The sequence below is a fragment of the Enterococcus sp. AZ126 genome, from assembly GCF_051714545.1.
GTDB lineage: Bacteria > Bacillota > Bacilli > Lactobacillales > Enterococcaceae > Enterococcus_L.
Genome location: NZ_JBIOSB010000001.1, coordinates 1,899,517 through 1,913,492, shown reverse-complemented (window position 1 = coordinate 1,913,492; position 13,976 = coordinate 1,899,517). Strand labels below are relative to the sequence as shown.

Annotated in this window: 14 protein-coding genes and 1 pseudogene; 8 read left to right on the top strand and 7 right to left on the bottom strand. The window is 34.6% G+C overall.

Annotated features, from left to right (window positions below; translation table 11 throughout):
* Positions 1–123: 123 nt before the first annotated feature.
* Both IGI43_RS09150 and IGI43_RS09145 read right to left on the bottom strand, forming a co-directional pair.
* A complete protein-coding gene (locus IGI43_RS09150) occupies positions 124–342 on the bottom strand; it encodes a helix-turn-helix domain-containing protein (RefSeq protein ID WP_438757488.1) in 219 nt (72 codons plus the stop codon).
* Positions 343–1,013: 671 nt separating this feature from the next.
* Positions 1,014–1,418 (bottom strand): hypothetical protein, encoded by a 405-nt coding sequence (locus tag IGI43_RS09145; RefSeq protein WP_438757487.1) that lies wholly within the window; start codon positions 1,416–1,418, stop codon positions 1,014–1,016.
* A gap of 187 nt (positions 1,419–1,605) precedes the next feature.
* Between IGI43_RS09145 and IGI43_RS09140 the strand changes: the two genes are divergently transcribed.
* Entirely contained in the window at positions 1,606–2,451 is an 846-nt protein-coding gene (locus IGI43_RS09140; RefSeq protein WP_438757485.1) for a hypothetical protein, read from the top strand.
* Positions 2,452–2,566: 115 nt separating this feature from the next.
* On the opposite strand, the pseudogene IGI43_RS09135 reads toward IGI43_RS09140, so the two are convergent.
* Positions 2,567–2,908, bottom strand: a pseudogene (locus IGI43_RS09135) (glutamine-hydrolyzing GMP synthase); the annotation flags it as partial.
* 138 nt (positions 2,909–3,046) lie between these two features.
* Here IGI43_RS09135 and IGI43_RS09130 point away from each other — a divergent pair.
* Together IGI43_RS09130 and IGI43_RS09125 are read left to right on the top strand one after the other, a co-directional pair.
* Positions 3,047–3,463 (top strand): hypothetical protein, encoded by a 417-nt coding sequence (locus IGI43_RS09130; protein WP_438757484.1) that lies wholly within the window; start codon positions 3,047–3,049, stop codon positions 3,461–3,463.
* Complete coding sequence (locus tag IGI43_RS09125) at positions 3,447–4,703, top strand: hypothetical protein (protein ID WP_438757483.1); 1,257 nt, start codon at positions 3,447–3,449, stop codon at positions 4,701–4,703. Before IGI43_RS09130 ends, IGI43_RS09125 begins: the two co-directional genes overlap by 17 nt.
* A 53-nt stretch (positions 4,704–4,756) precedes the next feature.
* On the opposite strand, the gene guaA is transcribed toward IGI43_RS09125, so the two are convergent.
* The 4 genes from guaA to IGI43_RS09105 form a co-directional block, all read right to left on the bottom strand.
* On the bottom strand, positions 4,757–6,313 hold the full coding sequence (gene guaA / locus IGI43_RS09120) for a glutamine-hydrolyzing GMP synthase (RefSeq protein ID WP_438757481.1): 1,557 nt from the start codon (positions 6,311–6,313) through the stop codon (positions 4,757–4,759).
* Between the two features lie 105 nt (positions 6,314–6,418).
* Positions 6,419–7,342, bottom strand: coding sequence for a type I pantothenate kinase (gene coaA / locus IGI43_RS09115; RefSeq protein WP_086279667.1), 924 nt, complete (start codon positions 7,340–7,342; stop codon positions 6,419–6,421).
* Between the two features lie 106 nt (positions 7,343–7,448).
* The gene (locus tag IGI43_RS09110; RefSeq protein WP_438757480.1) at positions 7,449–8,486 is read right to left on the bottom strand and encodes a hypothetical protein; all 1,038 of its coding nucleotides are present in this window, start codon (positions 8,484–8,486) and stop codon (positions 7,449–7,451) included.
* A gap of 66 nt (positions 8,487–8,552) precedes the next feature.
* The gene (locus IGI43_RS09105; protein WP_438757479.1) at positions 8,553–8,678 is read right to left on the bottom strand and encodes a hypothetical protein; all 126 of its coding nucleotides are present in this window, start codon (positions 8,676–8,678) and stop codon (positions 8,553–8,555) included.
* A 277-nt stretch (positions 8,679–8,955) separates the two neighbouring features.
* Here IGI43_RS09105 and IGI43_RS09100 point away from each other — a divergent pair, with 277 nt between their 5' ends.
* The 5 genes from IGI43_RS09100 (at position 8,956) to IGI43_RS09080 (ending at position 13,855) form a co-directional block, all read left to right on the top strand.
* Positions 8,956–9,546, top strand: coding sequence for a GDSL-type esterase/lipase family protein (locus tag IGI43_RS09100; RefSeq protein ID WP_438757478.1), 591 nt, complete (start codon positions 8,956–8,958; stop codon positions 9,544–9,546).
* 10 nt (positions 9,547–9,556) lie between these two features.
* Positions 9,557–10,162: a class I SAM-dependent methyltransferase gene (locus IGI43_RS09095; protein WP_438757477.1), complete on the top strand. Its 606-nt coding sequence runs from the start codon at positions 9,557–9,559 to the stop codon at positions 10,160–10,162.
* 233 nt (positions 10,163–10,395) lie between these two features.
* Positions 10,396–11,343, top strand: coding sequence for an ABC transporter permease (locus IGI43_RS09090; protein ID WP_438757476.1), 948 nt, complete (start codon positions 10,396–10,398; stop codon positions 11,341–11,343).
* A gap of 15 nt (positions 11,344–11,358) precedes the next feature.
* Positions 11,359–12,279: a carbohydrate ABC transporter permease gene (locus IGI43_RS09085; RefSeq protein WP_438758838.1), complete on the top strand. Its 921-nt coding sequence runs from the start codon at positions 11,359–11,361 to the stop codon at positions 12,277–12,279.
* A gap of 109 nt (positions 12,280–12,388) precedes the next feature.
* Positions 12,389–13,855 (top strand): ABC transporter substrate-binding protein, encoded by a 1,467-nt coding sequence (locus IGI43_RS09080; RefSeq protein WP_438757475.1) that lies wholly within the window; start codon positions 12,389–12,391, stop codon positions 13,853–13,855.
* Positions 13,856–13,976: the final 121 nt, after the last annotated feature.

Here is a 13,976-nt window from a genome sequence, read left to right as displayed (position 1 = left end):
TTAAAATAAGAAAAAATATACTTGATGTTTTTCGGAGATAATCCAATTATCTTCTATCTTTATTTTTGATAATGAAATATTAATAAAAAAAAGAAACCTCTCGGCTAAACAAATTGCAAAGCTTCAAAGGTTGTTTTTCTTAAGTAATTGACACGGTATTATTTCTAAAGCAATAGCTATTTTTTCAATGTTATCAATAGAAACATTTCTTCTCCCACGTTCAATATCAGAGATATAGGTACGATGTAAATTACAAGCAAAAGCCAGCTCTTCTTGGGATAATTTTTTCTCTTGACGTATTTGTCTAACGTTATTCGCAAAAGTTGTTCTTAATGAAGACATCGACGATATTCCTCCTGAATATTGACTTATAAATTATCTTCATGATATAATCGTTGTATACTTTAAGTCTACAGACTATAAGTTACGTATTTAGTAATCTTTATATTTAAATAGAAAAAACTTCATCAATTTAGCGCCAACTAAATAATGAAGTAGGTAGGACAGCGTACACTGTCAACGAAAGCATTTTTCCTAGATTAATAGGTTTATTTGTGATATTTTTATCACACAGTAAACATAAAAAATACAGGTAAAAGCGGTGTTGGAGTGTATCCAGTACCGCTTTTTGTTTATATAAAGAAATGCTAACTGTTGGTTTTAAAATTAGGGTATAGAAAAAGTGGCACTTCAATCTTTAGCGCCAACCAAAAATTGAAGACCTATATAAATAGCGTACACTATAAATATAGGTTGCCACAAATGCTAGTTTCAAGTACTAGCAACTTTTATTGTACCTAATTACCATCTTTCATTTAAAGCGGAAGGGATTAACATTAAGAAAAAGTAACCTGCATAATCATATGAGGGGTATTCCGATATGGAGTGTCTCTTTTTCGTTCAAATAAAAACAAACCAATTGCACTTGATTTTTTGTAAAGAAATGGGCTGTATTTCTTTATAAAAAATCGAGTATAGCAAACGGAAGTGCGGTAGTTATAAATCTAAAAAAGTTACTTAAATAAATCTTTTCTCAAAACATTTAACATCAGATTGAAAGATTCTTCATTTATTTGTTCAATGAAATTCATCGTTTGTGTGATAACTTTGGAATTATTAGTGATGAGCTGTAGTTTTGGAATAGCCATCTTTAAGTCGTTCACTGCGTTCTCAATACGTTCTTGTTCTGAAAGCTCTTGTATATTGTATCTTGCTACACCTAAAGAAAATTTAGCTTCTTTTGGATAAAGCGCAATTTGAGCGAAAGTAATAATTGATTCATAAACCCTCTGCTTTTCTTCAAATATATATTTTTTTCTATCTTTGAAGGGGTCAAAAAACAAACTTGATAAAATAAGGGTAAATATAGATGAACTCAAAATGCTAATTAATATAGTGAATATGCTAGTACTGTCCAAATTGAGTACCTCCTTTTTGAGTTTATAAAATATGTTTTAAAAGTACGTGATTACATTATACCAGAATAGTGAATAATAAATAAATTTTATAAATTCGGCAAGCTATTTATTCGTAAGTACGCTCTGGAGAATTCTTTTATCATTTATAATGATATTTAATATATATTTTTTAATGGGAGCTAAGATAATGAATGAGAAAACAAATAATGAAAAAATGGAAAAGCAAGAAACTGTAAATATTAAGTTGAGTTTTTCAAAGGATACAAGAATAATCAATCAAAGATGGTATAACAAAATGGATATTAGAAAATTTTTTAAATCAATTTTCTCACGACTACTTACAATTATTTTGACTTTAGTATTTGCCGTACCTGCTACATATCATATTCAAGAGTTGTTAAAAATAAAAAAAGAAGAGATTACTTATAAAGTAGACTTTGGTGCAAAATATATATATGAGAATGAAATTGAACTTGAAAGAGGATATGGAGAAGAGTATAAATATTCGTTTGGTACGACATTAAATTTAAATATTAGTTCTGGATCATTACAATATGCGTATTTAGTTTATACAAAACACGATAATGAAGAAATATCTAGGACAGATTTCAATAAACTAGATTTTAATCTTCAATCAAATTTGAATGCATTTTCTCTTCTAGATATAACGATTAGGGGAGTTAGTGACGAAAAGATATTAGCGAATGCTGAAATATCTACAGAGCTTTCCTATGGTTCAATGGAACAAAATAAAGTAAAAGATATCTATTTGCTTACTATAGATAATCAAAATAATTCTAGTGTTGTATTATTTACTGTGCAAGGTACTCATGTTTCACAGCAACTATCAGGAAATGGACATAGCATTTTAAACACGATTAATCCAACTCCTTTTCAATCTCCTGTAAAATTTGAACAAATAAACTCTTTTGATTTCTTAGATGTGGAAGTTCCAAATAATATTTCAGAATCTTTTGTTAAAAATAAAAAACAAATATTATCTATTTGTTCAGATTTTACCTCTTTTAAGTAATTTATATTTAGTTTTAAGTGTTGTGAAGTTTAATAAAGATAATACAAACTGTTATCACAGACAAAAGAAAAGCCTTGGAATTCCCTATAAATAAGGATTTCCAAAGCTGTTTGTCTTATTCCCACTCAACAGTAGCAGGTGGCTTACTCGTAATATCATAAACAATCCGATTCACATGATCCACTTCATTCACGATCCTCACAGAAATCTTCTGCAACACATCCCAAGGAATTCTAGCAAAGTCAGCTGTCATCCCATCAATCGAAGTCACTGCACGAATCCCCACAGTATAATCATACGTACGACCATCACCCATAACACCCACACTACGGATGCCAGGTAACACAGTAAAGTACTGCCAAATATCACGATCTAAACCAGCATTGGCGATCTCTTCACGTAAAATCGCATCAGAGTTACGCACAATTTCTAATTTATTTTCGGTGATTTCACCAAGATACATAAAAAAAAGACTTGACACGATTTATTTTTTAGAATATTCTGATTTTATAAAATGTAAGTTATGGTTCGCTAAATGGACAAGTTGTTGTTGTCTCAAGATTAAATTTAGAATGAACTTCAAGGAGGAGGGTAGATGAATATAAAAAATTTTTGCATAGTATCAGTTACTATCATTATGTTTGCTGTTGTCTATTTTATTTGGAGTACAAATCGACAAAAAGAAGTTTCACGAAATGAATTACCCCCGTTACAAATTCAAGGAGTAGTTCAAGAAAAAGAAAATAATGAGTTCTCCATTAAGCTGTTGGAAGACGTAGAAGATTTAAAGAAGGGGACATCTATCATAGTTAAATTTTCTGATGAAGTTCTTGATGAATCAAATGCAGTGCTAAATGATTCGGAGATTCGTTTTTATATTGACAGTCTTAGAATAGGAGAACATGTTACGATTTTTTATCCGATGGATAGAATCAGTAATAAAAAGCAAATAGAAATTAGTAGAATTTCAAATATAATCAGGGGGAGTGTTAAGGATGAAAATGAAAAATAAGAGATTAACGTTGTTGGTAGCAGGGTTAATGGGTGTTTGTTCGCTCATGGGAACTGGATATGTCGAAGCAAGTGAATTTCAAGAGTTTTTAAATGAAGATACAGCTGAGAAATATTCTAATGAAATAATTTCAGAGCAAGATGTTAAAAATTCTCCATTACTTAATTTTGAAAATAAAGAAGCATATGCAAAAATTGCACTCGAATTTTCTAATAGTAAGGATGCAGGAAAAATTTTTAAGATTTCAGAAATGATTCCTATTTATGATGGCGACAAAAATTTTATTGGATATGATTGTCGGATGCAGGTGGATAATAAAGATCATGGATATGTAATAGTAGATAATCGATTGAAAGATGATTATATATCAGAATTCAATTTAAATGAAAATACGACTAGTCTATTTAATAATTTGATTGAAGTAATAGATGAAGAAACGGATATCAATACGAATAATGTTTCAGTTGAAGAGAAAGTTATCATTTCAAATGAAGCTACCGTATATAGCATAAATATTGAAGATGTGGTTGCTAGTACAGCCACAGGTATTGAAGACTCGGAGAGTTTCATTGAAGATTTAGAAAGCCAAGATACTAGCTATAGCAATCAAGCTTCTTATGGACATTCAGGAGATGCTATGACAAGCTATCCTTCCAATTCGGGTTATTCTTATGTTGAATCTTTTGGAGTTGGAGCATTTATTCCTATGTCACAAGGTGATGCAGAAGTCCACGCAGGTAAGTTTGCTTGTTCAGTCACAGCAATGAGTATTCTAGCAGAAAAGCTAGGTATTGCAAGAGGAGCAACATATGATCCTAAAACGATTAATGCGACTTACAATAAGCTTTGGAAAGATTCAGGGACATCAACTTATAAGACAGAAGTTAAATACGGTAAAAAGGTTTCTTATGGATCAACATATGATAATAAACTTATTCCCGCGATGAACAGTTTAGCAAAATCAAAAGGTAAAACTGTAAATTCTGCTCAGATTCAGAAACCTGTTTTTTCTCAAATGAAATCTTATTTGCGAAATAATAGGAATTTTATTTTTGGTTATAGCGTTGTAAAAGGTTCGGGTCATTCTGTTGTAGTACAAGGCTATCATATTGGTAAAAAGACTACAGTTAATTCAAACTTTTTAATAATTGCAGATGGCTGGACTATGGGAGCAAGATACATCAACTTTACAGCTCATGGAGGGAACATGACTAATACTTGCATGACAGCTTTTTGGTAGAATAAAAATGCTTTGGAAGTTCCTATAAATAAGGATTTCCAAAGCTTTTTTTCTTATTCCCACTCAACAGTAGCAGGTGGCTTACTCGTAATATCATAAACAATCCGATTCACATGATCCACTTCATTCACGATCCTCACAGAAATCTTCTGCAAAACATCCCAAGGAATTCTCGCAAAATCAGCCGTCATCCCATCAATCGAAGTCACTGCACGAATTCCCACAGTATAATCATACGTACGGCCATCACCCATCACACCCACACTACGGATGCCAGGTAACACAGTAAAGTACTGCCAAATATCACGATCTAAACCAGCATTAGCGATCTCTTCACGTAAAATCGCATCAGAATCACGTACGATTTCTAATTTTTCTTCAGTAATTTCACCAAGCACACGAATCCCTAAACCAGGACCAGGGAATGGTTGGCGCCAAACTAGCGCTTCAGGCATGCCTAATTCGATTCCTAATGCACGAACTTCATCTTTAAATAAAGTATTCAACGGTTCAATCAATTCAAATTGCATATCTTCCGGCAATCCGCCCACGTTATGGTGAGATTTGATCGTTTGCGCTGTTTCAGTTCCACTTTCCACGATATCTGTATAAAGAGTTCCTTGAGCTAAGAAGTCGATGCCGTCAAGTTTTGTCGCTTCATCATCGAAAAGATAAACGAATTCGTTTCCAATAATTTTACGTTTTTTCTCTGGATCAGAAACGCCAGCTAATTTATCTAAGAAACGTTCTTTTGCATCTACTTTAATAATGTTTAAGCCGAATTTTCCGCCTAAACTATCCATTACTTGTTCTGCTTCACCTTTACGCAATAAACCATGATCTACAAAGATACATGTCAATTGGTCGCCGATAGCTTTTTGTAAAAGCACACCAACAACGCTTGAATCCACACCACCTGAAAGGCCAAGAAGTACTTTTTTATCGCCGACTTGTTCGCGGATTTTGTTAATTTCCATTTCGATGAAGTTGCCCATTGTCCAGTCGCCTTCGCAATGACAAATATCAAACGTAAAGTGACGTAATAAGTCGTTGCCATATTCTGAATGACGGACTTCTGGATGGAATTGCACACCGTAAAGGTTGCGGTCTGTATTTTGAACTGCTGCAAACGGACAATCTGCGCTAGTTGCCACCGTTTCAAAGCGATCAGGGATGGCAGCGACGAGGTCACCATGACTCATCCAAGCGATTTGTTTTTCAGGTGTTCCTTTAAAAATAGGTGAATCAGGAATCAAAAGTGATAGCTCTGACTTGCCGTATTCACGGTTGCCAGCAGGCTCAACTTTTCCACCAAGATTATGCATCATCAGTTGCATACCGTAACAAATCCCTAGAATTGGAATGCCTAATTCATAAATTTCAGGATCGATACTAAACGCATTTTCATCATAAACACTATTTGGGCCACCAGAGAAAATAATTCCCTTTGGTGCCATGGCACGAATTTCATCCGCTGTGATTCGGTGGCTCAATAATTCTGAGAACACGCCAAATTCACGAATACGTCGAGTAATCAATTGGTTATATTGACTACCAAAGTCTAAAACAATAATTTTTTCGACAGTTGTCAAATCGGCAACATTGGTCACATTTATTACCCCTATCCATTTAGATTTATCTAATAAAAGGTCAAAAAGAATTTTTGACCTTTTTAGAATCAAGTTAAGTGTTGTTTTGAGATCTAGCTTCACGAATTAATACTTCCGCATAAATATCTCATCAATAATATGATTTTCAGTCTTATGAAGTATAATATCCGCTCTGCCTCGAGTTGGCAAGATATATTCCTCTAAGTTTTTCAAATTCACCGTTTTCCATACTTCTTTAGCCATCGCAAAGGCATCGTCACGATTGCCGATCGCATATTGATAATAGTAATTATCTGGATCAAGAAAGGCCGTATCAAGTAAGGCACCAAAACGTTCAAGGTACCATTTTTCGATCAACTTCGGTTCAGCATCCACAAAGACGGAAAAGTCAAAGAAGTCGCTGACGTAAATTTGCTGATTGGCAGGCAATTGCAGTGTGTTGATTCCTTCAACGATTAGAATATCTGGTTGTTGGATCACTTCATATTCGCCTTCGATAATATCATACACACTATGAGAATAAAGCGGTGCTTTGATTTCATCTTGGCTATTTTTGACTTGGTTTAAAAAGTCGATCAACTTTTCCATGTCATAGCTCTCTGGAAAACCTTTCCGATCCATAATGCCCTTTTCTTCTAATACTTTATTCGGATACAAAAAGCCGTCCGTCGTAATCAGTTGGACATTTCGGCGTTTAAAGGTTCTGGATAAAATCAGCTGCAACAAGCGAGCGGTGGTACTTTTCCCAACAGCCACACTACCAGCGATTCCGATGATAAAAGGCGGAACAGGCACATATTCATGCAAAAACAGCCCTTTGCTAACAGTTAAAGACTCAAATTCTTTCATATATAAATGAATCAGGTGGGTCAGTGGCACGTAAATGTCCTGAACATCCTGCAATGAAATTTGATCATTGAAGCCTTTAATATCTTCTAATTCTTCTTCTGTCAGCGGCGCCTTGCCGTTATGATAGAAGCCCTGCCATTCCTTCCGTGAAATGGGGTAATAATTCATTTTATCGTCCATCGGTTCCTCCACCAAAGCCAACATTTATTTCTGTGCTTATTATAGCATCTTTCATAAAACAACAAAACCCTACTGAGTGGTTAAAGTAGAGTTTTGTTGTGTATTCTTATTTATTCATAATCAAAGCACTTGTATCTTCAAAGTCATAATCTGACAAGTCTAGTTTGATAGGTGTATTCGTTTTAGGATCATATTTGGTGAGTTGATCATCGAACATAAAATAGTAATAACCACTATCCTGAGTGAAAAATGGAGGATTTATATGTTTTTCTTGTTCCAATTTTTCGTATTCAGGAAAATGAATGAACGATTCTGATTGATTTTTCAAGTTATAAACGGTCCATGTATAGCTTTTTACATAGAGCTCATAGTGACGAATGATTAGGTTTTCGTTGGGCTCGTCTACATATATTTCCATTGGATAAGGATAAGTCAAAGTGAGATACGCTTGATTTTTTGTTGCTAGATCATATACAAGTACACGATTTGCTTCTCCTGGTTCACCAGTTGCACTCATGCCAGTATTGGCTTCTGTAATATAAAGTTTATTTTGAAAATGAACCATTCTCATGTATGCACTTGTTTCATCACCTAAATCTGTTTCTTCAATCACTTCAAATTCCTTTGTCATTTTCACCAACATATTTTTACTTGATCCGTCATCAGGGTTAGTGTAGCCACATAAAATATAGAGATAGTCTCCCAGAGGGATCAATTGATTGGTTAGGATACTTTCTTTTTTGCGGAGTTCTTTTTTCAACTGTAGTTTCAGGTTCTTATCATATTTATAAAATTCAGTTCGATCACTAAAACAGGCGGTAGTATAGAAAAATTCTCCATCTACATTTGAAGTATAGGCATCATTTCCTTCGGCTTTGACAAGGTCAATGGCTAAGTTACGACCAATTTTTGCTAAGGAAACGTCAAGTTTGGGATTTTCAGAGGTTTTTGTGTAGTAATGATTATCCATTGTCCAAAAATTATTGCGCCAAAAATTTAGATTTCCATCTGTTCGTTTAAGTTGCTCCACTTTTTCTAGTTTATTGTCTTTTTCAAGAAAGGTTGTGATGTTTTTTGAATCAATAATAGCTAGATCGTACTCTTCTGTTTTTAGTGCAGTTGTCTTTTGGCATCCGCCAAGCATAAGTAAGAAAAATAGGGAGGTTAGCCCTATTTTTCTTAAAGCATTTTTATCCAGATTTATTTCTTCCTATAAAGTATTCACTTCTGAAGTTGTACTGATTTCAGAATCTTCAACTGCAAGGACTTGTGTAGCAGAAAAAATGTGTGTAGAAAGTATAACGATACCAACAAATAACCAATTTCTTTTTTTCATATCTTAACCACCTATTATATTTTTTACTAATCGCGAATCAGTTGGATTTGATTATATAATAATGTGAATGTCATGTCAAATAAATTAGTTGTTTTAATTTGTTTTTTGTCTGAAATACAAATCTTTAAGGTCTGTTTTTTAATTCTACTAAACATAAATAGAATTAAGAATTCTCATTTAAAGTGGAACTACACTAAAATAATTTTCTGCCTCGGCAAAACGGCCTTTTCAATGGTATGATAAATAAAGAAAACGAGTTGAGAAAGGAAAATACGTAATGAAAAAAATCGTTTTATTTGGAGATAGTATCACAGCAGGATACGGCGAGGAAGCCATCACGCCGATTTTAAAAAATCTGATCGCTGAAGATCTGGCGGATCGACATTATGAAGAAGTGATGATCGTAAATGCTGGGATGCCAGGAGATACTACGCAAGACGCAATGAAACGTTTGGAAAAAGAAGTCTTAGCAGAACAAGCTGATATCGTAACGATCTTTTTCGGTGCCAATGATACGAATAGTGACAACTTAGTTCCTTTAGAAGAATACGCAGAAAACCTCGAAACAATGATCACTGAAATCGGTAAAGAAAAAGTCGTGGTACTCACACCGCCGTATGTAGATTGCGCTAGAAAACCGACGCGGGATGATGATCGGATTCGTGAATATGTAGAACGAGTAAAAGTGATTGGCGTTAAATATGAAATTCCTGTCATCGATTTATATAAAGCAATGGTGGTTTACCCTGGCACGGATGAATTTTTACAAGCAGATGGACTACATTTTTCTAAAACGGGTTATGACTTACTCGCTGCCTTGATTGTTCGGGAAATAAAAGGTAGACTGATGACAAAAGAAAATAGTTAGGAAGAAGAAAATGAATAATCATTATTATACAGAAAATCCAGACTTAGCTCATGATTTAGAGCAGTGGTCATTTGAATTAAAAGGAAAGAAGTTTCAGTTTTTAACCGATAGTGGGGTATTTTCTCGTAATACGGTGGACTTTGGTTCTCGTGTGTTAATTGATGCGTTTGAGTGGGAAGATCTTCCAGAAGGTAAGTTGTTGGATGTCGGCTGCGGTTATGGCCCAATCGGTTTAACATTGGCTTCATTCAGTGGTAGAACGGTAGAAATGATCGATGTTAATCAGCGAGCGGTGGCTTTAGCGCAAGAAAATGCGAAGAAAAATCATGTTGAAAATGTCGATATCCACACATCAAATATCTACGCTGATACCCATGAACAGCAATACGCTGCAATCATTAGCAATCCACCGATCCGAGCTGGGAAAAAAGTAGTGCATGAAATTTTAAGTGAAGCGCATCCTAGACTACTTGCCGGCGGAACGTTGACTGTTGTGATCCAAAAGAAACAAGGTGCGCCAAGTGCTGAGAAAAAAATGGCTGAAGTTTTTGGAAATGTAGAAATCGTGACAAAAGACAAAGGTTACTATATTTTGAAAAGCGTGAAAGAAGTTTAATAAGAGTAGAAAAAAAGTGAGACAATTAACGAGTTGTTTCGCTTTTTTTTCTGATCAATTGGCTTTTTTCTTAATTATATTATAGAAGAAAGTGATTAAATACGCTTGCTTTTTAGTCAAATGATTCAAACATCTATATTTTCTATAGCAATATCTATATTTTGTTTATTCTTATCTTTTGGTGAAAGCGCTACAATTCTGTTGTAGACAATTTGATGAAAGGAGTTGGGTAAATGAAGAAAAAGTCGAAGAGCGAACTTTTCTTTACAAATGTTTGGCGGTACAAAGCATTGATTATAATGGCGATTCCGGCAATGGTTTGGATGATTTTTTTCTTTTATATTCCAGTTTTGACCAACGTAGTAGCTTTTAAGGACTTTCATATTTCACCAGATGGATTTATTGCCAGTTTAAAAACGAGTCCTTGGGTGGGGTTAGATAATTTTAAGTTTTTATTTTCTTCTAATGATGCGTTTTTGATTACTAAAAATACAGTGTTGTACAACGTGACATTTATTGTCTTAAACCTTGTCATTTCTGTATTTTTTGCAATCGTGATGAGTGAATTGCGCAATAAGCGTTTGGTGAAGATCTATCAAACAATGTCTCTTTTGCCGTATTTTTTATCTTGGGTTATTATTGGCTATTTTGTTTATGCCTTTTTAAGTCCGGACAAAGGGATGTTCAATCAGTGGATCGTAGGTCGAGGAGGAACGCCAATCAATTGGTATAGTGAACCAAAATTTTGGCCATTTATCTTAGTCTTTATTGGTACGTGGAAAGGGATCGGATACAATAGTATCATTTATTTTGCCTCTGTTATGGGGATCGATCCTACTTATTATGAGGCGGCGATGGTGGATGGTGCCAGCAAATGGCAACAAATCAAGAATGTAACGATTCCTCAGTTATTACCGCTTATGACGATTTTGACGATTTTAGCTGTGGGGAATATTTTTAGAGCGGATTTTGGGTTGTTCTATAATGTTCCGAGAAATTCTGGATCATTGTATCAGGTCACATCTGTTTTGGATACCTATATTTTTAATGGGCTGACGGCTACAGGAGATATCGGGATGACAGCTGCGGCTGGTTTGTATCAGTCAACAGTCGGGTTTGTGTTATTGATGGTTACAAACGGGATCGTTCGTCGCTTTGACAATGATTCGGCATTATTCTAAGGAGGGATGAAAACATTGAAGAAAAAGCCAGTTTCAAAAGTAGCAATTCGTTCGTTTAATAAACCTGTCAATTTATTTTTTAATGTATTAATCGCTGTTTTCGCATTATCCTGTATTTTGCCGTTCTTATTCGTTGTGGCGATCTCGCTGACTAATGAAACAGCACTAGCCACTAATGGATATAGCTTTTGGCCTACGGAATTTAGTTTCTTCGGGTATACCTATTTGTTTGGTCAGATGCAAGATAAAATCTTTCAAGCGTTGTTTGTGACAGTAATAGTGACAGTGGTCGGAACCTTAATCAATAGTACTGCGACGTCGCTTTATGCTTATGTGATTTCAAGATCTAATTTTCCGTTTCGTCGTTTTTTCACTGTTTTTTGTTTGATTACGATGTTATTTTCTCCAGGGATGGTAGCCAATTACATCGTGATGACGAATTTGCTCCAGTTAAAAGATACAATTTGGGCATTGATTTTGCCAATGGCAGTCAGTCCGTTTAATATTATTGTGATGCGAACTTTTTTCAAACGGTCAGTTTCAGATTCGATCATTGAGTCTGCTCGAATCGATGGTGCTTCTGAGATACGGATTTTTATCCAAATCGTGTTGCCTTTGGCAGTTCCAGGTATTGCAACAATTAGTCTGTTTGCGGCTTTGGGTTATTGGAATGATTGGTTTAATGCACTCTTATATATTCAAAAAGATAGTTTAGTTCCACTGCAGTATTTGTTGATGAAGATTCAAAATAATATTCAATATCTAACTCAAAATGCTGGAGCAAGTAATCAATTATCTGGTGGAATGGCAGCGATACCAGGAGAATCTGCTCGTATGGCAATAGTAGTTATTTCAACATTACCAATTGCAATTAGTTATCCATTTTTCCAAAAGTATTTTGTTAAAGGATTGACGATTGGCGGAGTTAAGGAATAGAATATCTAGCTTTACAGTATCGTTTCATAGGTAATTAATTGGATAGGTCGTCTAATTTTCTTATGAACGACGCAATCTGTTTAGCTTTTAAAAATAGGAGGAACTTACAATGAAGACTTGGAAAAAAATAGTCGGTTTGAGTACAGCAGTTGTTCTATTAGGTGTTTTAACAGCATGTGGCGGAGGAAGTAAGGATAAGACGGCTGGAAGTAGTAAAAGTTCGGATGAAAATACGTTATTAATGTATCAAATCGGGGATAAACCTGATAATTATGATGAATTGATGGAAATAGCCAATAAGCAAATCGAAGAAAAAACGGGCGCCAAATTAAATATTCAGTATATCGGATGGGGCGATTATCAAAAAAAGATGAGTGTTATTGTCTCTTCAGGTGAAAATTATGATATTGCCTTTGCCGATAATTATGTACCGAATGCGCAAAAAGGTGCTTTTGCTGATTTGACTGAATTAGCGCCAAAGCTTGCTAAAGATGCGTATGATCAATTGGATGAAGCCTATATCAAAGGGAATCTAGTCGATGGGAAATTGTATGCATTTCCAGTTAATGCTAATGTGTATTCTCAGCAAGTGCTGACATTCAATAAGCAATATCTAGACAAATATGATCTATCGATCGATGATGTGGATTCGTATGAAGATATAGAGAGCATTTTAAAAACATTCCATAAAAAAGAACCAAATATTGCAGCATTTGCAATTGGTCAAGGGTTTAAAGTGCAAGGGGATTATGATTTTCCAATTGGTATAGAGTATCCGTTTGCAGTTGATCTAAATGGTGATACTGATAAAATTATTAATCAGTATGAAAGTAAAGACTTTATGGAATCCTTGAAAACGATGCATAAGTGGTATCAAGCAGGTTACATTCCTTCTGATGCTGCAACAAGTAATACAGAGTATCCTTTAGAAGGAAATACATGGTTCATCCGTCAAGAAACACAAGGTCCATACGATTATGGCGATACGATTTTAAGTAATGCTGCTGGACAAGAATTAGTATCGAAAGCATTCACAAAGCCATTAAAATCAACAGCTCAAGCACAAATGGCCAATTTTGTTGTCTCAAATACTTCAAAAAACAAGGAAAAAGCGGTAGAAGTTTTAGGGCAACTCAATAGTGACCCGGAATTGCTCAACGGATTAGTTTGGGGAATCGAAGGTGAAGCTTGGGAAAAAGTACCTGATAAAGAAGATAAGATCAAGATACTAGAAGGATATAAACCTAAAACGCATTTACCTGCTTGGAATACTGGTAATAACAAGATTTTATACACACAAGATACCATTACTGATGAAATGATCAAAGAACGGGATGAATCAATTGCCAAAGCAGAAGCGTCTCCGATATTAGGATTTAATTTTGTAACCTCAAATGTAAAAACGGAAATGAGTAACATAGCGAACGTTATGAGCCAATATTTGGATGGTTTAAATACAGGAACTGTTGATCCAGAAGAGACTGTTCCTAAAATGAAGGAAGCACTTGATAATGCTGGTTATGAAAAAGTTCTGACTGAAATGCAAAAACAATACGATGACTTTTTGAAAAAATAGAACAGATATACCAACGGGAGCCAAGTGATTCGATGATTCATCGTTTTTACTTGGTTCTTTTATAAAAAAATAATAGCTCATTTAAATGGCGTAGTATATTATGTAGTGTAGTTTTTTATTT

Excerpts from the sequence above, each read along its gene's own strand:
- IGI43_RS09150 (WP_438757488.1), bottom strand. The coding sequence starts at position 342 with ATGTCTTCATTAAGAACAACTTTTGCGAATAACGTTAGACAAATACGT.
- IGI43_RS09140 (WP_438757485.1), top strand. The coding sequence starts at position 1,606 with ATGAATGAGAAAACAAATAATGAAAAAATGGAAAAGCAAGAAACTGTA.
- IGI43_RS09130 (WP_438757484.1), top strand. The coding sequence starts at position 3,047 with ATGAATATAAAAAATTTTTGCATAGTATCAGTTACTATCATTATGTTT.
- IGI43_RS09125 (WP_438757483.1), top strand. The coding sequence starts at position 3,447 with ATGAAAATGAAAAATAAGAGATTAACGTTGTTGGTAGCAGGGTTAATG.
- coaA (WP_086279667.1), bottom strand. The coding sequence starts at position 7,342 with ATGGACGATAAAATGAATTATTACCCCATTTCACGGAAGGAATGGCAG.
- IGI43_RS09110 (WP_438757480.1), bottom strand. The coding sequence starts at position 8,486 with ATGCTTGGCGGATGCCAAAAGACAACTGCACTAAAAACAGAAGAGTAC.
- IGI43_RS09105 (WP_438757479.1), bottom strand. The coding sequence starts at position 8,678 with ATGAAAAAAAGAAATTGGTTATTTGTTGGTATCGTTATACTTTCTACA.
- IGI43_RS09100 (WP_438757478.1), top strand. The coding sequence starts at position 8,956 with ATGAAAAAAATCGTTTTATTTGGAGATAGTATCACAGCAGGATACGGC.
- IGI43_RS09095 (WP_438757477.1), top strand. The coding sequence starts at position 9,557 with ATGAATAATCATTATTATACAGAAAATCCAGACTTAGCTCATGATTTA.
- IGI43_RS09090 (WP_438757476.1), top strand. The coding sequence starts at position 10,396 with ATGAAGAAAAAGTCGAAGAGCGAACTTTTCTTTACAAATGTTTGGCGG.
- IGI43_RS09080 (WP_438757475.1), top strand. The coding sequence starts at position 12,389 with ATGAAGACTTGGAAAAAAATAGTCGGTTTGAGTACAGCAGTTGTTCTA.